Raw genomic sequence first — 20,018 nt, forward strand, 5'->3', positions numbered from 1 at the left:
GTCGCTGCGTTGTCGCATCGCGCGAGTACGTCCCCCAGCCTGACGGCTGGGAGGCGCCCCCATCCGTACGAGCTGCGATCTCCGCCTTGCGATGCACCGCATCCTGGGGGCACCTCCCAGGCCCCCGAGGGGGGGCCCGAGGGAGCGGCCGTATCCACGAAGATCCGAGCGACAGGACCTGAGCCCTGTCGTTCGGGTTCTCGCGGGGCCGCGCCGCCCGGCGCGGCCCCGGGGCGGAAGCCGGCCCGCGGCCGGGCCCCGCCGACCCGCGCCCGTACGGGCCGCGCCGCGCCGGGCGGGCCGGGCGCCGGGGGCGCACCCGCCCGTCCGGGGCGCGGGTCGCGGCGTGCGAGACTGCTGCGTGTGACAGTGACCGACTCCCCCTTCCTGCGTGCCTGCCGCCGCGAGCCGGTGCCGCACACGCCGGTGTGGTACATGCGCCAGGCCGGGCGTTCGCTCCCCGAGTACCGCAAGGTGCGCGAGGGCATTCCCATGCTCGAATCCTGCATGCGTCCTGAGCTGGTCGCGGAGATCACCCTCCAGCCGGTGCGCAGGCACGGCGTGGACGCCGCCATCTACTTCAGCGACATCGTCGTGCCGCTCAAGGCCATCGGGGTCGACCTGGACATCAAGCCAGGCGTCGGCCCGGTCGTCGACCGGCCCATCCGCAGCCGCGCCGACCTCGACCGGCTGCGCCCGCTCGAACCGGACGACGTGGCCTACGTGACCGAGGCCATCGGCCTGGCCACCGCGGAACTCGGCGACACCCCGCTGATCGGCTTCGCGGGCGCCCCGTTCACCCTCGCCAGCTACCTCGTCGAGGGCGGGCCCTCCCGCAACCACGAGCACACCAAGGCCCTCATGTACGGGGACCCCGGGCTGTGGGCCGACCTGCTCGACCGGCTCGCCGGCATCACCTCGGCGTTCCTGTCCGTGCAGATCGAGGCGGGCGCCGCCGCGGTGCAGCTGTTCGACTCGTGGGTGGGCGCGCTGTCCCCGGCCGACTACCGGCGCGCGGTCATGCCGGCCTCGGCCCGGGTGTTCGAGGCCGTCGCCGGGTACGGCGTGCCGCGCATCCACTTCGGCGTCGGCACGGGCGAACTGCTCGGGCTCCTCGGCGAGGCGGGCGCCGACGTCGTCGGCGTCGACTGGCGCGTGCCGCTCGACGAGGCGGCGCGCCGGGTCGGGCCAGGCAAGGCGCTCCAGGGCAACCTCGACCCGGCCGTCCTCTTCGCCCCCGAGGAGGCCGTGCGGGCGCAGGCCGCGCGCGTGCTCGACGCCGCCGCCGGGCTGCCGGGACACATCTTCAACCTGGGCCACGGCGTCCTGCCCGACACCGACCCCGATGCGCTCACCCGCCTGACCGCGTTCGTCCACGAGCGGACCGCGTCCGGGGTCTGAACGCCCTTCGGTGGCGCGGCGGACGTCCTCCCGCGCCACCGGCTCCTCCCCGCCCGCGCGTCCTGGCCCGACAGGCCACGCGCGGGGCGCGCCCCCGGGTCTGGAAGAGTGGACTCATGCATGTGATCGTCGTCGGCGGCGGTATCTCGGGCCTGGCCGCCGCTCACCGGCTGCTGGCGGCCGGGCTCCGTGTGACCGTGCTCGAAGGTTCCGACCGCTTCGGCGGCAAGCTGCGCTCCGGCCTCGTCGCCGGCCTCCGCGTGGACCTGGGGGCCGAGTCGATTCTCGCCCGCCGCCCCGAGGCCATCGAGCTGGCCAGGGCCGTCGGGCTCGGTGAGGCCCTGCGCCCGCCCGCCCTGACCGGCGCCGCCATCTGGACCAGAGGAGCCCTGCGGCCGATGCCGCAGGACCAGGTCATGGGCGTGCCCGCGACGGCCGCCGCCCTCACCGGCGTCCTCTCGGACACCGGGCTCGCGCAGATCGCGCGCGACACCGAACTGCCGCCCCTGGCCGTCGGCGAGGACGTCGCCGTCGGGGAGGTCGTCGCGGAACGCATGGGGCGAGAGGTCGTCGACCGCCTGGTCGAGCCGCTGCTCGGCGGCGTCTACGCGGGCGACGCCTACCGCATTTCGCTGCGCTCCGCCGTGCCCAGGCTGTACGAGGCCGCGCGCGAGCACGACTCGCTGCTGGCCGCCGTGCGCGCCGTTCAGCGGCAGTCCAAGGACCGGGCGCCGGGCGAGCCGGTGTTCACCGGCGTCGAGGGCGGCGTGGCCACGCTCGCGGAGGCCGTCGCCGAGGACTGCCGCGCCAAGGGCGCGACGCTGGAGGCCGGCGTGGCCGTGACCGGGCTGCGCCGCACCGGCCGCGGCTGGGCGGCGGCGCTGAACGACGGCAGGTCGCTGGTGGCCGACGGCGTGGTGCTCGCGGTGCCGGCCGGCGACGCGGGCCGCCTGCTGGCCGCCGAGGCACCGGCCGCCGCGGGCGAACTCGGCGCGATCGAGTACGCGTCGATGGCCATCGTCACCCTGGCCTTCCGCCGCGCCGACCTGGCCACGCTGCCGCGCGGCAGCGGCTTCCTGGTGCCGGCCGTGGACGGCCGCGTCATCAAGGCGGCCACGTTCACCAGCGGCAAGTGGGACTGGGCCGCGGCGGCCGACCCCGGCGTGTTCCTGCTGCGGGCCTCCATCGGCCGGTTCGGCGAGGAGGGGCCGCTGGCCTGGGACGACGCCGACCTGGTGCGGGCCGCGCTCGACGATCTCGCCGAGGCGGCCGGGCTGACGGGCCGGCCGGTCGGCTCGGACGTCACCCGCTGGACCCGGGCGCTGCCGCAGTACACCGTCGGGCACCACGCCCGCGTCGGGCGCGTCCGCCGCTTCCTCGGCGGGCTGCCGGGACTCGCCCTGTGCGGCGCCGCGTACGACGGCGTGGGCATCCCGGCGTGCATCGCGGGCGCGGACCTGGCCGCGGCCGAGCTGCTGCGGACCCTGCCCGCCGCCCCGCGCGAGGACGCGGGAGAATGACGGCATGACTGACGAAGCCGAGAAGTCCGTGGGCAAGCGCGCCAAGGAGCTGAACGACACCATCCGCTACACGCTGTGGTCGGTGTTCCGGCTGCGGGACGTCCTGCCGGAGGACCGGGCGGGGTTCGCGGACGAGGTGACCGAGCTCTTCGAGCAGCTGGCCGCCAAGGACGTCACGGTGCGCGGCACCTACGACGTGTCGGGGCTGCGCGCGGACGCGGACGTCATGATCTGGTGGCACGCGAGCACCGCGGACGCGCTCCAGGAGGCGTACAACCTCTTCCGCCGCACGCGGCTCGGCCGCGCCCTCGCGCCGGTGTGGTCCAACATGGCACTGCACCGCCCGGCGGAGTTCAACAAGTCGCACATCCCGGCGTTCCTCGCCGACGAGACCCCGCGCGACTACGTGAGCGTCTACCCGTTCGTTCGCTCCTACGAGTGGTATCTGCTGCCGGACGAGGACCGCCGCCGCATGCTCGCCGACCACGGCAAGATGGCCCGTGGTTACCCGGACGTGCGGGCGAACACCGTCGCGTCCTTCTCGCTCGGCGACTACGAGTGGATCCTGGCGTTCGAGGCCGACGAGCTGCACCGGATCGTCGACCTGATGCGGCACCTGCGGGGCTCGGAGGCCAGGCGCCACGTGCGCGAGGAGGTCCCGTTCTTCACCGGCCGCCGCAAGCCGGTCGCCGAGCTGGTCGCCCAGCTGGCCTGACGCGCGGACGTGCCGCCCCGGCGGGAGCCGGGGCGGCACGGTTCGACGCGTCCGCGCGACCGGTCGGTCAGCGCGGGGCGAGGGCGTAGGAGCGGATCACCGTCTGTTCGAGCGAGGTGCCGTCCTCGGTGGTCACCGCCGCCCGCAGGGACACGAACTCGGCCCCCGGCGGGTGCGCGACGCCGGCCGTGTGGCCGTCGCCTTCCGCGGTCACCCGGAGCGGCCGCCAGGTGTCGCCGTCGTCGAAGGACGCCTCCAGGGTGATGCTCTCCACCGGGGCGGGCTCGATGCCCTGCCAGCCGTCGACGACGAGGTCGAGGGCGAACGGCTCCCCGGCGGGCGCCCGGTTCGCCAGGTCGAAGTCGCCGTCGATGCGCAGCGTCGGCAGCGGCAGGTGGCGTCCGGGCTCGCCTTCGGCGGGGCCGGCGGAGCTGAACGACCAGCGGGCCGAGACCTCCGTAGCGAGGGGGGCCAGGGTGCTGCCCGACGAGGCGGTCAGCTCCAGTTCGTAGTCCGCGCGCTCGTTCGGCACCCCGGGGTCCACGAAGTCGCCGTCCCAGGACCCGACCTCCTGGCCGTCGCGGCGCAGCGTGATGCGTTCGGTCAAGCCGTCCTCGTCGCCGACGCCTATGGTGTTGGTGCCGGGCTGCGAGCCGACCGTGCCGTCGAGGTTGAGAATCAGTTGGCCGGTGCCATGGGCCGCGAAGAAGACCGCGGGGCCGATGGCCGCCTTGCGCCAGGCGATGACGTGGTGTTCACCGGCCGTGTAGTGCTCGGACGTCAGCATGGTCTCGCCCGCCGACGCGGAACCGGGCTCGTCGTCGGGCAGGCGGAGCAGCGAAGAGGACCGCCACCCGACGGGGGAGCCGTCGGCCAGCCTCGCGGACAGCAAGCGGGTCGTGCTGCTGGGCGCGGGCCCCGTGGACACCTCCGGGAACGAAACCGGTGGATTCGCCTCCGTTTCCGGCACGAGGTGCGCCGAGCGGCCCCAGATGCCCTCAAGCTCGGCGTCACCGCCATGGTGCACCCGGGACTCGACCGTGGCGAGGTCTTCGTCGGCGACCTCGTAGGTCAGATCGGCCGGGATGCGGCCCTGCTCGGAGAACGCGAGGTCGTAGCCGGCCGGGCGGCCGGGGTCGCCGTCCGCTGGTTCGTCGAAGGACTGGAGGTAGAAGAAGGCGAGCGGGTACTCCTCGGCCGTGACGGGCACCGCGTACAGGTCCGGGGCGGCGCTGCCGTCGTGCATCAGCAAGCCCATCTGGCCGTGCTCCGTGTAGTGGCCGAGGTGGCTGCCGGCCCGGGTCGCGGTCGGGCTCTCGACCGTGGCGTTCACCGGTGTGCCCTCTCGGGCGTCCGCTGTGAATTCCTGGTTGCCGTCAACGGTCAGCTCCGGACTCACGATGTACGTGAGGCTGTCGGGGGCGCCGTCGGCGCCGGGAGTCACGACGCCGGTCAGCATCTGGTAGGAACCCGCGAGAACATGGGCCGTCCACGTGCCGCCGACGAGTTGCATGTCCACTACGTCGTTCGGCCGTTCCAGGCTGTAGAGCACGGGAGCGGGGCGCAGGCGGGCGAAGTCGGTGACGGGCCGCCCGTCCCGGTCCACGACGTCGAAGGTGACGTCATGGCCCGGCCTTTCGCTCTGCATGGTGATGGGCGTGCCGATGACCACGTCGCCGTCCCCGGACGTCGCGGTCAGCCACCCGGCCCACCCCTGGTCGTCCAGATGCGCGCCGTTCATGCGCAGCGACACGTCCGTGGTGCCACCCGCCGGTACGGTCACCTCCGGCGTCTCGAACCACACATGCTCTCCGGAGTCCGGAGTGCCGTCGCTGTTCGTGACCGACAGGGTGAGGGTGATGGGCTCGTCCGTGTCGTTGCGGTAGGTGACGATTTCTTCCGCTGAGCCCCCGGGCCAGGGGACGAGCGTGGTGAGGGAGACCGGTTGCGCACCGACGCGTTGCTCCAGGGCGCGCGTCAGGTCGACACGTCCCGCGCCCTGGGCGTAAGGGGCCTCTCCCGGGGTGCGGAGCGCGCTGTTCATCAGCGAGCCCTTCAGCCGGTCGGCCCGCCAGTCGGGATGCCGCTGCTGGAGCAACGCGGCGGCGCCCGCCACGTGCGGCGAGGCCACGGAGGTGCCGCTGAGAGCGGTGTAAGGGCCATCGGCGGCCTCGCCCGTGCCCTCCGCCCTGGCGGCTGTGATGCCCTCGCCCGGCGCGGTGAGGTCCGGCTTGAGGCGGCCGTCGAGTGTCGGGCCCCGCCCGCTCGATTCACTGACCCGGTCCTGCCGGTCGACGCTGCCGACAGCGAGGGCATGGGCAGCCGCGGCCGGCGCCTCGATCAGCCGCGCGTTGCCCGCCGACACGACGAAGAGCGTCCCGGTCTCCTCGGTCAGCCGGTCGACGGCCGTCGACATGGGGTCGGTGCCGTCGGAACTCAGACCGCCGCCGAGGCTCATGTTGACGATGTCCGCGCCCTGCTCCGTGGCCCACTCCATGCCCTCGATGACCTGCGAGGTGAAGCCGGAGCCGTCGTCGCCGAGCACCTTGCCGTTGAGCAGGTCCGCGTCCGGCGCGACACCCGCGTGGGTGCCGTCGGAGGCCTCGCCGGAACCGGCCAGGATCGAGGCGACGTGCGTGCCGTGGCCCGCGACGTCCGCCGTGCCGCTCGAACTGCCGGAGAAGTCGCGCTCCCCTGTCACCGCGTCGTCGAGGTCCGGGTGCGTGGTGTCGATGCCGGTGTCGAGGACCGCGACCGTCACGCCCTCGCCGGTCAGGCCCGCCTCGCGCGCCGCGTCGCCGCCGATCTGCGGCACGCTGCGGTCGAGCGCGGCCCGCACCGGTGCGTCGAGCCAGATGGTGCCCGCGTTCGCGGCGAGCGTGGTGGCGCCCTCCGCGTCGCGGCCGGTGCCGCCCGTGATCTCGGACCAGAAGCGTCCTGGCTCCGCCTTGTCGGCGGCGAGTGCCACGCCGCCGATGGACGGCAGCTCGCGGACCGCCTCCGCGCCGTCGAGGTCCGCCGCCCGGGTGGCCGCCGTGCCGCGCTGGGTGACGATCAGCGGGGTCGTGGTGGTGTGCGCGTCGCCGAGCCCGTCCTCGATCAACCGGTCGATGTCGAACAGGGCTTCGTCCAGGCGTCCTTCGGCGAGCAGCGGCCCGGCGTCGGACGGAACGACCCTGATGTCCTCGCCGGTGACCCGGACGTCGAAGACGACGCCTGGCTCGCGGTCGGGGGCGGGCTCGACGTTCACCGAGGGGGCGCCGTTCGAACTCGGCGTCACCGTGACCCGGTCCCCGGTCACCAGGGTCACCGTCACCGGTTCACCGGCCCGCTGCGGGGTGGACGGCGTCTGTGTGGGCGGTGTTCCCGCGGTCGGCGCGGCCCCGGCGGGCCCGGAACCGGCGAACGTGGCGAGGGTGGCCATGGTGGCGAGCGAGACCGTGGCGAGGCGTTTGTGCCTGCGTCTTGGCATGCTTCTCCTCACGAGTGGAGTGGGGCAGCGGCGCCGCCCCGGACGGCCCCGCTGCCCGGGGGCAGCGGGGCCATCCGGAGCCGTCCGTCACCAGGGCAGGGGGGACGGCACGCAGGTGGGCAGTGGTTCGCCTGCGGCGAGGCGGAGGCCGGTGACGGACACGCCGCCGCCGATGCCCTCGGGCGGGACGAATCCGACGGGGTGTTCGGCCCGGTCGAGGGCGACGAGCAGGACGTGGCCTTCCGGTACGCGGTCGGGGTAGAGCCGGAACTCGCCCGACTCGCCCGGCTGTTCGGCGTCGATGGCGTCCTCGACGGCGTCGGGTGCGAGGGGGGCGGTCAGGGGCCCGCAGCGGTCGTCGAGGTAGGCGGCGGCGATGCCGTTGGCGCGAAGGGTCTCGACCAGGGCCTCCTGGGCCGCCACCTCCATGACCGCCGCACGGGGGATGTCGATGAACTCCGCGCCGTCCTCCGCGGGCGCGGCGGGCGGGTTGTGCGCCCTGTCGTCGCTCACGGCCGGGAGGACCAGCGCCACGGCGGCGACGGCCGCCGCGGCCGTGCCCGCCACGGTGGCCGTGACGGCCGCGCGCCTGCGGCGGCGCAGCGTTCGGGCGCGCCGCACGACGCCGTCGAGCGGTGGCGGTGGCGGCGCGGGCACGGCGTTGAGCGCGCCGCTCAGACCGTGGTCCTCCGCCGGGGGTTGCGGCTGGGTCATGACCCCTCCCGGGTGGCTGCCTGGGCAGCGGAGTGCGTGGACGACAGAACGGCGGCGAGGGTCTTCCTTGCCTTGCTGAGGGTGGCCGCCACCGTGCCGCGCGTGACGTGCAGCGTGGACGCGATCTCCGCCTCGGGGAGGTCGAGGACGTAGCGCAGCGCGACCATGCGGCGCATGCGGGGCGGCAGGTCGGCGACGGCGTTCCACAGCGCGTCGTCGGGTGTCGGGGGGGCCTCGGTCCGCTCGCTCTGCCGGGCGGCGAGCCGTTGCAGGACCCGGCGCTCCAGTCGTCCTCTGCGCCAGCGCGAACGCACCTCGTTCACCGCGACGCGGTAGAGCCATGCCGCCGGGTTGTCCGTGCGCGCCGCTGCGGGCCAGGTGGCGAGCGCGCGGGCGAATGCCTCGGCGACGGCTTCCTCGGCGAGGTCGCGGTCGCCGATGCCGACGGCGACGGTGCGGAACACCCGCGGCCACAGCGCCGCGTACCAGTCCGCGAACTCTTTCTGGTGCATCGTCCTCCTCGACCCGTCCCGGCAGAGACATGACGAAGGAGGGGCGCGGGATGTTGAGTCCCCGCGCGAAGAATTTCCTCGGGACCCGAGAACGGTGGCAGAAGGGAACGTCCGCTACTCGGCGAACAGTTGGGCGCGGGTCCGTTCGGCGTCGAACGTGCCCGCCGGGTACTGCGGATCGAGCTCCCGCAGATGTTCCAGCAGCAGCCGGCCCACGGCCCAGTTCCGGTACCACTTGCGGTCGGCGGGCACGAGGTACCAGGGCGCGGCCTGTGTGCCGCAGCGGGCGAGCGCGTCGGCGTACGCCTCCTGGTAGCCGGGCCACAGCGCGCGCTCGGAGATGTCGTCGGGGCTGAACTTCCAGTGCTTGCGCGGCCGGTCGAGGCGGGCGAGGAGCCGCTGCCGCTGCTCGTCGAACCCGAGGTGCAGGAACACCTTGACGAACGTGACGCCGTCGTCGGCCAGCATCCGCTCCCACGCGTTGATCTCGTCGTAGCGGCGCGTCCACACCGGTGGCGGCACCAGCCCGTGCACCCGGGCGATCAGTACGTCCTCGTAGTGCGAGCGGTCGAAGATGCCGATCTCCCCGGCCTGCGGCAGGGCGTTGGCCACGCGCCACAGGAAGTGGTGGCGGCGTTCCTCCTCGGTGGGCGCCTTGAACGCGCGGATGCGGCAGCCGGCCGGGTTGAAGTACCGGACGACGTGCTTGACGGTGCCGCCCTTGCCCGAGGTGTCCATGCCCTGGAGCACGAGCAGCAACCGCCGCCGGTCGCCCGCGGTGCTCGCCGCGTACAACCGCTCCTGGAGCCGGGCGAGTTCGCGTCCGGTGTCGGCGCCTTCCGCGAGCGCTTCCCGCTTGGTGCCCTCGAACCCGGGTGTGGCGTCCGTCGGATGCGCCGCCAGGTCGGCCGGGCCGCCGGGCGGCAGGCGCAGCAGGTCGCGGATGGACGGTTCTGTGCTGTGCGGCGTGTCCATCCCCCCGATGATGGTCGCCCCCGGGCCGCCGCGCCACCCGGGCCGGCGGCGGCGCGGCTCAGGGCGCCCGGCCGCCGGGCCCTTCGGCGCGGGCCGCGGCCTCGCGGGCCAGGGCCGTCAGCCGGGAGACGGCCCGGAAGTACTTCTTGCGGTAGCCGCCGTTCAGCATCTGTGCGCCGAACAGCTCGTCGAGCGGCACCCCCGAGGCGTACACCGGGATCTCCCGGTCGTAGAGCCGGTCGGCCAGGGTGACCAGGCGGAGCGCGGCCGTCTGGTCGGGCACGGGCCGCACGCCCGTCAGGCAGACCGTCGAGACGCCGTCGCACAGCGCGCCGTAGCGGCTGGGGTGGACGCGCGCGAGGTGGGCGAGCAGCGTGGGGAAGTCGTCGAGCGAGGCGCCGGGGAGCGCGTGCGCGGCCCGGGCCACCTCGGCCGCCTCCGGCGGCCGGGGGGCGCGGGGCAGACCGCGGTGCCGGTAGTCCTCGCCGTCCACGCGCAGCGTGCGGAAGTGGGCGGCGAGGCCCTGGATCTCGCGCAGGAAGTCGGCCGCGGCGAACCGTCCCTCGCCCAGCCGCCCCGGCAGGGTGTTGGACGTCGCGGCCAGCGCCACGCCCTCGGTGACCAGGCGGTCGAGCAGCGAGGAGACCAGAACGGTGTCGCCCGGGTCGTCGAGCTCGAACTCGTCCACGCACAGCAGCCGGTGGCCGGACAGGGCGCGTACGGCCGGCTGGAAGCCGAGGGCGCCCACCAGGGCCGTCAGCTCTCCGAACGTGGTGAACGCCTTGGCCGCCGCGGGCGCGGGCGCCGCGTGCCACAGCGAGGCGAGCAGGTGGGTCTTCCCGACGCCGAAACCGCCGTCGAGATACACACCGCGCGGCTCCGGCAACGGGCGCCGGCGTGCGCGCCGGGGCCAGATGGTCCGGCGCGCGCCGGGGGAGTCGGCCCCGCCGAGTCCCGCGGCGAACTCCTCAAGCGCCTTCACCGCCAGCCGCTGCGAGGGCTGCGCCGGGTCGGGCACGTAGGTGTCGAACCGCGCGCCCCGGAAGCGCGGCGGCGGCGCCAGGTCGGTCACCAGGCGTTCGGCCGGCACCCTCGGGTCGCGGGCCGCGAGGGCCGCCGGGGCCGGTCCCCGCCCGCCTTCCTGCCCGCCGTACGGCGGGTCGCTGCTGGTCGACACGGTCTCCCAGTCTACGCGGCGGGCCGCGGCCCGGCCGGGGCGGCCGCGACCGGCCCGGGTCCGCCGGCGGCTCGTGTGCCACACTGCGCCCCATGCGACGTCTGTTCCCCCCGCAGGCCGCCGGGACGACTCCGGCCGCCGGCGCCGACCGCCAGTACGGCACCGACCGCGAGTGGGATCTCCTCGAACTCGCCGACGCGTACGCCTACCCGGCCGAGGGCAGTTGGCTGCGCGCGAACATGGTCGCCTCGGCGGACGGGGCAGCGCACCACGGCGGCCGTTCCCGGCCGCTGTCGGGGCCCGCGGACATGCGCGTGTTCGGGGTGCTGCGGGCGCTGGCCGACGTGGTGATCGTCGGCGCGGAGACCGTCCGCGAGGAACGCTACCGGCCCGCGCGCCGGCGTGAGGAGTTCATCGAGCGCCGGCGCGCGGCCGGCCAGACCACCGTCCCGGCCATCGCCGTGGTCAGCGCGAGCCTGCACCTGGACTTCTCCCTGCCCCTGTTCACCGAGCCCGTGGTGCCGACCCTGGTGCTCACCGGGGCCAACGCCCCCCACCCTGGTCTCTCCGCCGCGGCCGAGGCGGGAGTGCGCGTGGTCACGGCGGGCGAGGGGGCCGGCGTCGACCCCGCGCGCCTGAAGCCGGAGCTGGCCGCGCTCGGGTACACGCGGCTGCTCACGGAGGGCGGGCCCCGGCTGCTCGGGCAGCTGGCGGCGGCCGGCGTCGTCGACGAGCTGTGCCTGACCACCGCGCCGCGGGTCACCGTGGGCACCGCGCCCCGGGTGATGAGCGGCCCCGAGTCGGGTACCCCGTGGGAGTTCGAGCTGACCGACCTGCTGGAGGACTCCGGCTTTCTGCTGAGCCGGTACCGGCAGGTGCGACAACCTGCGGAATGACACGTTCCGCTTATCCTGGTGTGGGCAGACTGAAAGGCGCAACGTTCCGTGCGCCCGCGGGGAAGGATGGTTTCTGCCGGGGCAGCGGGACCCGGCCCGACGAAGGGCGCTATCCGATGATCACGACCGTTCTCATGATCGAGCAGCCCCTGGTGCCCACGGACGTCGAGCTGGTCACGACCCTGCACGGGGCGGAGCACCAGTCGTTCGTGGTCCTGATGCAGCCGCGCGGGGACCGGGACCGGCTGCTGCGCGCGCTGGACGACGTCGCCCTCGGTGAGTTGGGGGACGCGGCGCGCGAGGGGGAGGAACCGGAGGGCGGTGACGCCGTCCAGCCGGCCAGGCGCGCGCTCGACCACTCGCTGCGCGCCCTGCGCGAGGCGGGCGCGGACGCGGTCGGCCAGGTGGTCGAGGACCACCCGCTCGACCTGCTCTCCTCCGTGGTCGAGGAAACGGGTGCGGACGAGGTCGTCGTGCTGACGGCGCCGCACTTCGTGGAAGAGCTGTTCCACCGCGACTGGGCGTCGCGGGCCAGGCACAAGGTCGGGGTGCCGGTGCTCAAGCTCTTCGCGCACGGCGAATGACCCGGCCCGCGCCGCCCGGCCGGGCCCCGCGCGCGCGGCACCGGGTGCGACAATCGGGGAGCCCACGCCTCGACCAGGGAGACTGCACGATGACACCGGCGATTCCGCCCGCGATGGACCGGCCCCACTTCATCGGCATCGGGGGAGCCGGCATGTCGGGGATCGCCAAGATCCTGGCCCGGCGCGGAGCCAGGGTCGCGGGCAGCGACGCGAAGGACTCGGAGACGGCCGCCGCCCTGCGCGCCCTCGGGGTCGAGGTGCACGTCGGCCACGCCGCCGCGCACCTGGCCGAAGACGCCAGCAGCGTCGTGGTGTCGAGCGCCATCCGCGCGGACAACCCCGAGCTGGCCGAGGCCACCAGGCGCGGCGTCCCCGCGGTGCACCGTTCCGAGGCGCTGGCGGCGCTGATGACGGGCCTGCGCACGATCGCGGTGGCGGGCACGCACGGCAAGACCACGACGACCTCCATGCTCGCCGTCGCCCTCACCCGGCTCGGTCTGTCCCCGAGCTACGCCATCGGCGGCGACCTGGACGTTCCCGGGTCGAACGCGGAGGCGGGCACCGGCGACCTGTTCGTGGCCGAGGCGGACGAGAGCGACCGCAGCTTCCACCGCTACCGCCCCGAGGTCGCGGTGATCCTCAACGTCGAACTCGACCACCACGCCAACTACGCCTCGATGGAGGAGATCTACGAGTCGTTCGAGGTCTTCGTCAGCCGCGTGCGCGCCGGGGGCACGCTGGTGATCAACGCGGACCAGGCGGGCGCGCGCGAGCTGACCGCGCGCCTCGCCGGCCGCCAGGGGCTGCGGATCGTGACCTACGGCGAGGCCCCTGAGGCCGCCTTCCGGGTGGTGCGTGTCGTCCCCGACCGCCTGACCAGCGAGGTCACCGTGGCCATCGGCGGTGAGGGCGTTCCGGCCCGGGAGCTGGCGTTCCGGGTCGCGGTGCCGGGCCGGCACTACGCGCACAACGCCGTCGCCGCGCTCGCGGCGGGCGTGGCCGCCGGCGTGCCGGCGGAGGAGCTGGCGCACGCGCTCGGCTCCTACACCGGCGTGCGCCGCCGGCTCCAGCTCATGGGGGAAGCCGCCGGGGTCCAGGTCGTCGACTCCTACGCCCACCACCCCACCGAGATGGCCGCCGACCTTGAGGCGATCCGCGAGGGGACGGAAGGCGGCCGGGTCCTCGTGGCCTTCCAGCCGCACCTGTTCAGCCGCACCAAGGAGCTCGCCGAGGAGATGGGCCGGGCCCTCGCGCTCGCCGACGCCTGCCTGGTCCTCGGCATCTACCCGGCGCGCGAGGACCCGATCCCCGGGGTGACCAGCGAGCTGATCGTCGACGCCGCCCGCGCGCACGGCGCCGACGTCAGGTCGGTGGCGGACAAAAGCACCGTTCCCGACGCGGTCGCGGGAATCGCGGGGCCGGGCGACATCGTTCTCACCATGGGCGCGGGTGACGTCACGGAACTCGGGCCGCAGATCCTCGCCCGGCTCTCCGGGTGACGGCGCACGAAAGGAACCAGGACATGGGCTACAAGGTCGAGAAGTCGGACGAGCAGTGGCGCGAGCAGCTCAGCGACGAGGAGTACCGCGTCCTGCGGCAGGCGGGCACGGAGCCCGCGTTCACCGGTGAGTACACGGACACCAAGACCGCGGGTGTGTACTCCTGCCGGGCCTGCGGTGCCGAGCTGTTCCGCTCCGACGAGAAGTTCGAGTCGCACTGCGGGTGGCCGTCGTTCTTCGACCCGGCGGACACCGACGCCGTCGAGACCCGGCCGGACCACTCGCTGCCGGGGCGCCCCAGGACGGAGGTCCTGTGCGCCACCTGCGGTTCGCACCTCGGGCACGTGTTCGCGGGCGAGGGGTACGACACCCCGACGGACCTGCGGTACTGCATCAACTCCATCGCCGTCCGCCTCACCCCGTCCGGCCAGGGCTCCTGACCCGGCCGGAGCTCCTGACCCGGCCCGGCGCACGGCCGGGCCGGGGGCGCCGCCGCGCGTGAGGGCTCAGCCCTCGCCGAACAGCCCGGTGTACTCGGCGTGCAGCGGCTCCCAGCCGTGCTCGCGCGCCTCGGCGCCGACGACGCGCGGCAGGTCGAGCCCGTCGAGCAGCCCGGTGAGGGCGGCCAGGCACAGGTGCCAGCCCGCCGCGTAACTCGCCGCCTGCGGCCGGTCGGCGAACGTGTGGACGAACCGCAGCAGCGTGCCGCGTCCGGTCGGGGTCAGCTCGAAGCGCAGCTCGTCCTCGTCCCAGTCGAGCACGAGCAGGCGCGGCGGCTCGACGACGCGGACCTCGCCGCGGGCCGGCGCCTCGCCGGGGCGTTCCGGCAGGTCGACGGGTCCCGGCGCGTCGAGGTCGCGGCTCGGGATGAACGGCGCCCACCGGGGCACCTGCCGCGCCTCGGTGAGCGCCGCCCACACGTCCGCGACGGGGTGGGCGAACTCGCGGTCGAGCGAGAGGGACCAGCGGCCGTCGGCCGCGCGGCCGAGCGCGCCCTGGGCGGGCTGCTGGGGGAGCGAATGCGTCATGGTGCCTTCCTCGGGGTGCTCGGGGGCGCCTGGTGCCGCGGCGTTCCGCCGTCCGGCGCGGTCGGCGGCGGGTCGGGTCCTGGGGGCGCGTCGGTGCCGGTGCCGGGAGTCGCGTCGGTGTCCGTGTCCGTGCCGGCGGTCGTGCCGGTGGCACGCGGACGGTCGCCAGGACCGCCGGACGACCGGCGCGCGCGGTGCCCGGCGAGGCGCCGGTCCAGCGCGTCGAAGCCGCGGGTCCAGCGTTCGCGATAGGGCCGCAGCCACTCCTCGACCTCGTGCAGCGGGGCGTCGGTCAGCCGGTAGACGCGGCGCGGCCCCTCGGCCGTCACCTCCACGAGACCCGCGTCGCGCAGCACACGCAGGTGCTTGGAGGCGTTCGGCTGGCTCAGACCGAGCGAGGCGACGATGGTGCCCACGTCCCGCGGCTCCTGCCGCAGCAGGTCGAGGATGCGTCGGCGGGTGCCGTCCGCGAGTACCGCGAAGCCGTCCATGCCCCGAGTATCACCGCACAAGCATATGACCGCAAGCGCATATGCGCGCGGCGTTCTCACGACACCGGCCCGGCGCGCCGCTGGCCGCGCCGGGCCCGTCCCCCCGGCCGCCGGTCAGCCCGAGCCGGGGACCCCGTCCCCGGGCTCGCGCGCCCAGTCGCCGCGCACCAGGACCGCGGCCGACTCGGGCGGCAGCCCGAGCCGGCCGCCAGGACCCGGCGGCGCGCACCGGTGCGTCGCGGCCAGCAACTCGAAGGCCCCGGGCCCGAGTCCCGCCGTCACGGCCGCCTCGGCGGAGAAGTTGAGCGCGACCGCCAACGGGCCGCTGTGCACCACGAGCCAGCCGGCCGCCTCGTCGAACGCCGCCCGCACCTCGGCCAGGCGCAGCCCGGGCGGCAGGTGCTCGCGGCGGATCGCGATCAGCCGCCGGTGCCACTCCAGCCGCTCCGCCTCCTCGGGCCGTTCCGGCCGGGCGCCGTACCACGCCCGCTCCGGGTCCTCCGGCCACCGCAGGCACGAGCGGTCCCGCGTCGCCGGGTCCTGCGGGTCGGGGATGTCGTCGGCCGCCCAGCCGTGCGCGGCGAACTCCCTGCGCCGGCCCGACCGCACCGCCTCGGCGAGCGCCGGGTCCTGGTGGTCGGTGAAGTACTGCCACGGCTCCTCGGCCCCCCACTCCTCGCCCATGAACAGCATCGGCGTGAACGGGCCGCACAGCACGAGCGCGGCGGCCAGCGCCGTTCTCTCCCGGCCGGCCAGCGTGGTCAGCCGGTCGCCGAGCGCCCGGTTCCCGATCTGGTCGTGCGTCTGCGCGTAGCCCACCAGGCGGTGCGCCGGCGTCGTTCCCGGGTCGAGCGGGCGGCCGTGCCGGCGGCCCCGGAACGCCGAGTACCCGCCGTCGTGGAAGAAGCCCCGCGTGACCGTGGCCGCCAGCGCCGCCAGCGGGGCCCGCGCGAAGTCCGCGTAGTAGCCCTGCGCCTCGCCGGTGAGCGCGGCGTGCAGCGCGTGGTGGAAGTCGTCGTTCCACTGGCCGTGCAGGCCGAGGCCGTTGGCCGCGCGCGGGGCCGTGGTGCGCGGATCGTTCCGGTCGGACTCGGCGATCAGGAACAGCGGCCGGCCCGTGTCCTCGGCCAGCGAGTCCACCGCGCGCGACAACTCGGCCAGCATGTGCTCGGCCCGGTCGTCGGCCAGCTCGTGCACGGCGTCCAGGCGCAGCCCGTCGAGGCGGTAGTCCCGCAGGAAGGCCAGGGCGCTGCCGATGAAGTACGCCCTGACCTCGTCGGAACCCGGCGCGTCCAGATTGACCGCCGCGCCCCACGGCGTGTGGTGCCGGTCGGTGAAGTAGGGGCCGAACTCGGGCAGCCGGTTCCCCGAAGGGCCCAGGTGGTTGTGCACCACGTCGAGGACCACGCCGAGGCCGTGCTCGTGCGCGGCGTCGACGAAGCGCGCCAGCCCCTCGGGCCCGCCGTACGGCTCGTGCACCGCCCACGGCGCGACGCCGTCGTAGCCCCAGCCGTGCCGTCCGGGGAACGGCGACACCGGCATCAGCTCCACGTGAGTGACGCCGAGCGCGGCCAGGTGGCCGAGCCGCCCGGCCGCCGCGTCGAACGTGCCCTCGTGCGTGAACGTGCCCACGTGCAGCTCGTACAGCACCGCGCCGTCGAGGCCGCGCCCTGGCCACGGCCGGCGCCACCCGAACCGCTCGGGATCGGTCACCGCCCCCGGCCGCTCGGGCCCGTCCGGCAGGCGCCGGGCGCGCGGGTCGGGCAGCACCTCGCCGTCGTCGAGCGCGTAGCCGTACCGGTCGCCGGGCTCGGCCGGCGCCTCGGCACGCCACCAGCCCCGGCGGTCCTCACCGGGGTCCCTGGCCATCTCGACCGGCCGTCCCGACAGCTGGAGCGTGACGCGTTGCGCCCGTGGCGCCCATACCTCGAAAAGCATGGGCACCATGCTCCGTGCCGGGGCGGCGGAATCCCAGACCGCCGCCCCGGCGTGTGCTCACGGCGCGGACATGCACACCCGGATCTGCGTCACCGGATAGCCCGCCCGGGCGAACGCCGCGGCCATCGGCGCGTTCCCCAGGTCCGTGGCGGCGGCGATCTCCCCGGCCCCCTCGGCCGCGAGGAGGTGCGTGCACTCCACCAGCAGGTCGTGGCCGTAGCCGTGGCCCCTGGCCTCGGGCACCACGCCGATGAAGCCGATCACCGGCGTCGTCTGGTTGCGGGCCGGGACGGCGATGCCGGCGAGTTCGCCGTCCGGCGTCCACGCCAGGCGCCACCACGCGCGCGGCGACGGGCACCAGCGGAAGAAGTCGAGTTCCTCGCGGGCCGCGAGGTCCGCCCCGCCGCGTTCGATCGCGCGCAGCGCGTGCGCGTCGAGCGTCCTGCTGTGCACCCGGCGCAGCACGTCGAGGATCACCTCGTCGTCCGGCTCGGGCCGGAACACAAGACGCTCCGGGCGTTCCGGCAGCCCGCACGCGGGCGTCCACAGGTAGCGGAACCGTTCCACCAGGGGCCGGTAGCCGGCCGCACCGGCCGCCGCGATCCTGGCGTCGGCCGCCGCGCGCACCGCCGGGGCCTCCCGCCAGGCGGGCGGCAGGATCAGTTCGAAGTCGGCGCGCAGCGGCACCCGGCGCAGCAGTTCCGTGCCCGCGGCCGGGTCCGTGAAGTCGAACCAGTCGAGGGCCAGCGGCGCGGTGTCCTCGGGCCCGCCCCAGAACGCGGCCCGCGCCACGACCTCGGGCCCGCGCGAAGCGACCCACGTCCACTCGGGCCGGTACGGGCCGCCGGCCGCCACCGTCGCGAACGTGCCGTGCGGCGGCCCGAGCAGCGGCCGGCCCACGAGGCCGGGGTCGGGCAGGGAGGTGAAGAGTGCAGACGCCTCGTCGGCGGTGAGGCCGGCGAGCGAGCGAATGACCAGCGAAGCGGTCATGACAGTCCTTCCGGAGGCGTGCGACGCCTCCGGTCAGCCCGGGAAACGCCCGGCGGAGGGGCGGCGGAAGCGCGCACTGGTGACAACACGTGTCCTGACGGAAACCATGGCGACGCCTCCTTCCCTGCTCATGGGCGTGGCCCCCACCCTAGATCACCGTCCGGCGCCCGTACAGGGACTTGTGCCTGGACGTAGAGGAACTGACTTCTGGACAGCGGGCGGCGGACTCGCGGACAATTCCGCCATGATCCCGGTCGATCACAGTTCCTGTCCTTCGCGCATATCGGATCAGGACCGGGAGCACGCGCTCGACGTGCTCCGCGAGGGAGTCGTCGAGGGGCGGGTCTCCCAGGACACGTTCTCGCGGCGCGTCGAACTCGTGCTGGCCGCGCGGCTGCCGGCCGACCTCACCGCGGTGCTCCGCGACCTGCCCGACCGGCCGGTGACGGCCCCCGCCCCCGCCCCCGTGCGCGGCGGCCGGCTCACCGCCTCGGTGACCCGGCTCGTCACGTTCCCCGGCCGGCTCAAACTCGCGTGGCAGGCCGGCCGGCTGCCCGAACTGGTGCTGCCCGCGTCCGGGCGCGCCCCGCTGGGCATCGGCCGGATGCCGGGCTCAGGACTGCGGCTGAACGACGGCAGCGTCTCCCGCCGCCACGCCGTGCTCGCCTGCTCGGGGCGGCAGTGGGTGCTGACCGACCTCGGCTCCGCCAACGGCACCTGGGTCAACGGGCGGCGCGTCGCGGGCAGCGCGCCGGTCGGGCCGGGGGACCTGGTCAGGTTCGGTGCCGTCGCGTTCCGGCTGGCGGCCCACGGCGGCGACCGGCGAGGCGTCTGAACGGCCGGTCCCGGCGCGCCGGTCGCGGCGGCGACGCGCTCGCGTGCCCGCGCCGGGCGGCGCGGGCGCGTGGGGGTGAGCCGGTCTGCCGCCCGAGCGGGGGCTGGGAGGTGGGGCGGCAGACCGGAGTCAGCGGTGTGCGGCGGCCGGCGGATCAGCCGGGCAGCAGACCGCCGGCGGCCCGCACCACGGCGGCGACGACGGGCGAGAGCTCGCCGTCGGAGCCGTGCCCGGCGTGGGCGCCGTGCTCGTGCTGGGTGCCGAGCGCGCCGCTCACCTGCGGTGCGTTCCGCTCCTCGAACGCCGCGGCGGCCTCCTCCGACCGCTCGGCCTCGGCGTCCGTGACGCCCGGGACGGTGACCTCGCCGTTGCCGCCGTTGAAGTCGACATCGGCGCAGCTGTAGAACGTCTCCTCGCTGTCGGAGCGCTCCCAGACGGTGTAGATGATGTGGCGGCCGGACTTGTCCAAGGGCAGCTGGGACTCCCAGTAGTACTCGGACTCGGCGTTGCCGACCGAGCCGCGGTAGGGCGGGTCGGTCTCGGAGTGGAAGGGCTCGTCCTCGATGTCGTCCCAGGTCAGCGGCTGGGTCGGGTCCCAGCCGTCCTCCGTGACGTACTGGTGGAAGGTCCCGGGGTGGTGGGCCCACGGGTTGTAGGTGAACTCGTAGGTGTCACCGGCCGTCACGCTCGTGTAGGGCCAGTCGGCGTGCGGCAGGTCGAAGCCGGAGAAGTCGTTCACGGTGGCCGCGCCGCTGCACAGCTGGCCGTCGGGGATGAAGCCCTCGGTCCTGCCGCCGCCGTTGGACTGGAGGACGGAGAACCAGTTGTAGAAGGCGTTCGCGCCGCCCTTGTCGAGCGCGGCCTGGCAGGCGGGGTTCGTCGGGTTGACCGCGCCGGTGCTGTCGAGGCTGTACTTCCAGCACAGGTAGGTGCGGCTGCCGGGGTCCATCGGCGCGCCGTGCGCCGCCGCGCTGCCGCCGGTGAACATCACCGTGGCCATCGCGGGCAGGCTCGCCAGTGCGGTCAGCAGCCCGGCCCTGCGCAGGCGCCTGTTGGTCTTCACTCGGTCACTCATCGCGTTGCGTCCCTTTCGCCGTGATGAGGTGGGGGTAACCAGAGGGGTGCCAAGGTGGGAGCGCTCCCAATCCGGACCGTAGCGCCGGGCGTGCGCGCCTGTAAAGGGTCGTGCGCCATCGTTCGCGCCGGCGCCCGCTCGGCCGGCGGGCGTCCGGAACGGCCTCGCGCGCCGGGCTCCGGCCGGCCGGGTGCCG

At 74.9% G+C, this 20,018-nt stretch carries 18 protein-coding genes; 8 read left to right on the top strand and 10 right to left on the bottom strand.

The window, feature by feature from the left end; genetic code table 11:
- The first annotated feature begins 354 nt into the window (after positions 1-354).
- The 3 genes from hemE (at position 355) to hemQ (ending at position 3,636) form a co-directional block, all read left to right on the top strand.
- Positions 355-1,401, top strand: a complete 1,047-nt coding sequence (hemE, locus tag LC193_RS25075; protein WP_404819562.1) for a uroporphyrinogen decarboxylase — start codon at positions 355-357, stop codon at positions 1,399-1,401.
- A gap of 116 nt (positions 1,402-1,517) precedes the next feature.
- The gene (gene hemG / locus LC193_RS25080; protein ID WP_226077646.1) at positions 1,518-2,921 is read left to right on the top strand and encodes a protoporphyrinogen oxidase; all 1,404 of its coding nucleotides are present in this window, start codon (positions 1,518-1,520) and stop codon (positions 2,919-2,921) included.
- 4 nt (positions 2,922-2,925) lie between these two features.
- Positions 2,926-3,636, top strand: a complete 711-nt coding sequence (gene hemQ, locus LC193_RS25085; RefSeq protein WP_226077648.1) for a hydrogen peroxide-dependent heme synthase — start codon at positions 2,926-2,928, stop codon at positions 3,634-3,636.
- A 67-nt stretch (positions 3,637-3,703) separates the two neighbouring features.
- On the opposite strand, the gene LC193_RS25090 is transcribed toward hemQ, so the two are convergent.
- The 5 genes from LC193_RS25090 to zapE form a co-directional block, all read right to left on the bottom strand.
- Positions 3,704-7,108: a S8 family serine peptidase gene (locus LC193_RS25090; RefSeq protein WP_226077650.1), complete on the bottom strand. Its 3,405-nt coding sequence runs from the start codon at positions 7,106-7,108 to the stop codon at positions 3,704-3,706.
- Between the two features lie 87 nt (positions 7,109-7,195).
- Complete coding sequence (locus tag LC193_RS25095; RefSeq protein WP_226077651.1) at positions 7,196-7,822, bottom strand: hypothetical protein; 627 nt, start codon at positions 7,820-7,822, stop codon at positions 7,196-7,198.
- Positions 7,819-8,334 carry an RNA polymerase sigma factor gene (locus LC193_RS25100; RefSeq protein ID WP_226077652.1) on the bottom strand — a complete coding sequence of 172 codons (516 nt, stop codon included), beginning with the start codon at positions 8,332-8,334 and terminating at the stop codon, positions 7,819-7,821. Before LC193_RS25100 ends, LC193_RS25095 begins: the two co-directional genes overlap by 4 nt.
- Before the next feature lie 114 nt (positions 8,335-8,448).
- Positions 8,449-9,309 carry a PPK2 family polyphosphate kinase gene (locus LC193_RS25105; RefSeq protein WP_226077653.1) on the bottom strand — a complete coding sequence of 287 codons (861 nt, stop codon included), beginning with the start codon at positions 9,307-9,309 and terminating at the stop codon, positions 8,449-8,451.
- Positions 9,310-9,367: 58 nt separating this feature from the next.
- The gene (gene zapE, locus LC193_RS25110) at positions 9,368-10,486 is read right to left on the bottom strand and encodes a cell division protein ZapE (RefSeq protein WP_226077654.1); all 1,119 of its coding nucleotides are present in this window, start codon (positions 10,484-10,486) and stop codon (positions 9,368-9,370) included.
- A gap of 92 nt (positions 10,487-10,578) precedes the next feature.
- Here zapE and LC193_RS25115 point away from each other — a divergent pair, with 92 nt between their 5' ends.
- From LC193_RS25115 to msrB, 4 genes are all read left to right on the top strand, one after another.
- Positions 10,579-11,382 (top strand): pyrimidine reductase family protein, encoded by an 804-nt coding sequence (locus LC193_RS25115; RefSeq protein WP_226077655.1) that lies wholly within the window; start codon positions 10,579-10,581, stop codon positions 11,380-11,382.
- A 116-nt stretch (positions 11,383-11,498) separates the two neighbouring features.
- A complete protein-coding gene (locus LC193_RS25120) occupies positions 11,499-11,966 on the top strand; it encodes an indole-3-glycerol phosphate synthase (protein ID WP_226077656.1) in 468 nt (155 codons plus the stop codon).
- Positions 11,967-12,055: 89 nt separating this feature from the next.
- Positions 12,056-13,465, top strand: a complete 1,410-nt coding sequence (gene murC, locus LC193_RS25125) for a UDP-N-acetylmuramate--L-alanine ligase (RefSeq protein WP_226077657.1) — start codon at positions 12,056-12,058, stop codon at positions 13,463-13,465.
- Between the two features lie 23 nt (positions 13,466-13,488).
- On the top strand, positions 13,489-13,905 hold the full coding sequence (msrB, locus tag LC193_RS25130; RefSeq protein ID WP_226077658.1) for a peptide-methionine (R)-S-oxide reductase MsrB: 417 nt from the start codon (positions 13,489-13,491) through the stop codon (positions 13,903-13,905).
- 66 nt (positions 13,906-13,971) lie between these two features.
- Here the strand turns inward: msrB and LC193_RS25135 are convergent, their stop codons facing one another.
- From LC193_RS25135 to LC193_RS25150, 4 genes are all read right to left on the bottom strand, one after another.
- Positions 13,972-14,493, bottom strand: a complete 522-nt coding sequence (locus LC193_RS25135; protein WP_226077659.1) for an SRPBCC domain-containing protein — start codon at positions 14,491-14,493, stop codon at positions 13,972-13,974.
- Positions 14,490-14,984, bottom strand: a complete 495-nt coding sequence (locus LC193_RS29125; protein WP_318842184.1) for an ArsR/SmtB family transcription factor — start codon at positions 14,982-14,984, stop codon at positions 14,490-14,492. The genes LC193_RS25135 and LC193_RS29125 overlap by 4 nt, the downstream gene beginning before the upstream one ends.
- A gap of 114 nt (positions 14,985-15,098) precedes the next feature.
- Positions 15,099-16,922, bottom strand: coding sequence for a malto-oligosyltrehalose trehalohydrolase (gene treZ / locus LC193_RS25145; RefSeq protein ID WP_226077660.1), 1,824 nt, complete (start codon positions 16,920-16,922; stop codon positions 15,099-15,101).
- Positions 16,923-16,979: 57 nt separating this feature from the next.
- Positions 16,980-17,912, bottom strand: a complete 933-nt coding sequence (locus LC193_RS25150) for a GNAT family N-acetyltransferase (protein ID WP_226077661.1) — start codon at positions 17,910-17,912, stop codon at positions 16,980-16,982.
- Positions 17,913-18,156: 244 nt separating this feature from the next.
- Between LC193_RS25150 and LC193_RS25155 the strand changes: the two genes are divergently transcribed.
- Positions 18,157-18,747 carry a DUF1707 and FHA domain-containing protein gene (locus tag LC193_RS25155; protein ID WP_226077662.1) on the top strand — a complete coding sequence of 197 codons (591 nt, stop codon included), beginning with the start codon at positions 18,157-18,159 and terminating at the stop codon, positions 18,745-18,747.
- Positions 18,748-18,901: 154 nt separating this feature from the next.
- On the opposite strand, the gene LC193_RS25160 is transcribed toward LC193_RS25155, so the two are convergent.
- A complete protein-coding gene (locus LC193_RS25160) occupies positions 18,902-19,822 on the bottom strand; it encodes a lytic polysaccharide monooxygenase auxiliary activity family 9 protein (protein ID WP_226077663.1) in 921 nt (306 codons plus the stop codon).
- Positions 19,823-20,018: the final 196 nt, after the last annotated feature.

Source organism: Streptomyces marincola (genome assembly GCF_020410765.1).
Taxonomy (GTDB): domain Bacteria; phylum Actinomycetota; class Actinomycetes; order Streptomycetales; family Streptomycetaceae; genus Streptomyces; species Streptomyces marincola.

Coding starts and splice junctions, on each gene's coding strand:
- murC (WP_226077657.1), top strand. CDS start 12,056: ATGACACCGGCGATTCCGCCCGCGATGGACCGGCCCCACTTCATCGGC.
- LC193_RS25155 (WP_226077662.1), top strand. CDS start 18,157: ATGATCCCGGTCGATCACAGTTCCTGTCCTTCGCGCATATCGGATCAG.
- LC193_RS25135 (WP_226077659.1), bottom strand. CDS start 14,493: ATGACGCATTCGCTCCCCCAGCAGCCCGCCCAGGGCGCGCTCGGCCGC.
- LC193_RS25105 (WP_226077653.1), bottom strand. CDS start 9,309: ATGGACACGCCGCACAGCACAGAACCGTCCATCCGCGACCTGCTGCGC.
- LC193_RS25160 (WP_226077663.1), bottom strand. CDS start 19,822: ATGAGTGACCGAGTGAAGACCAACAGGCGCCTGCGCAGGGCCGGGCTG.
- LC193_RS25095 (WP_226077651.1), bottom strand. CDS start 7,822: ATGACCCAGCCGCAACCCCCGGCGGAGGACCACGGTCTGAGCGGCGCG.
- treZ (WP_226077660.1), bottom strand. CDS start 16,922: ATGCTTTTCGAGGTATGGGCGCCACGGGCGCAACGCGTCACGCTCCAG.
- LC193_RS25150 (WP_226077661.1), bottom strand. CDS start 17,912: ATGACCGCTTCGCTGGTCATTCGCTCGCTCGCCGGCCTCACCGCCGAC.
- LC193_RS25120 (WP_226077656.1), top strand. CDS start 11,499: ATGATCACGACCGTTCTCATGATCGAGCAGCCCCTGGTGCCCACGGAC.
- hemQ (WP_226077648.1), top strand. CDS start 2,926: ATGACTGACGAAGCCGAGAAGTCCGTGGGCAAGCGCGCCAAGGAGCTG.
- LC193_RS25100 (WP_226077652.1), bottom strand. CDS start 8,334: ATGCACCAGAAAGAGTTCGCGGACTGGTACGCGGCGCTGTGGCCGCGG.
- LC193_RS25115 (WP_226077655.1), top strand. CDS start 10,579: ATGCGACGTCTGTTCCCCCCGCAGGCCGCCGGGACGACTCCGGCCGCC.
- hemG (WP_226077646.1), top strand. CDS start 1,518: ATGCATGTGATCGTCGTCGGCGGCGGTATCTCGGGCCTGGCCGCCGCT.
- msrB (WP_226077658.1), top strand. CDS start 13,489: ATGGGCTACAAGGTCGAGAAGTCGGACGAGCAGTGGCGCGAGCAGCTC.
- LC193_RS29125 (WP_318842184.1), bottom strand. CDS start 14,984: ATGGACGGCTTCGCGGTACTCGCGGACGGCACCCGCCGACGCATCCTC.
- LC193_RS25090 (WP_226077650.1), bottom strand. CDS start 7,108: ATGCCAAGACGCAGGCACAAACGCCTCGCCACGGTCTCGCTCGCCACC.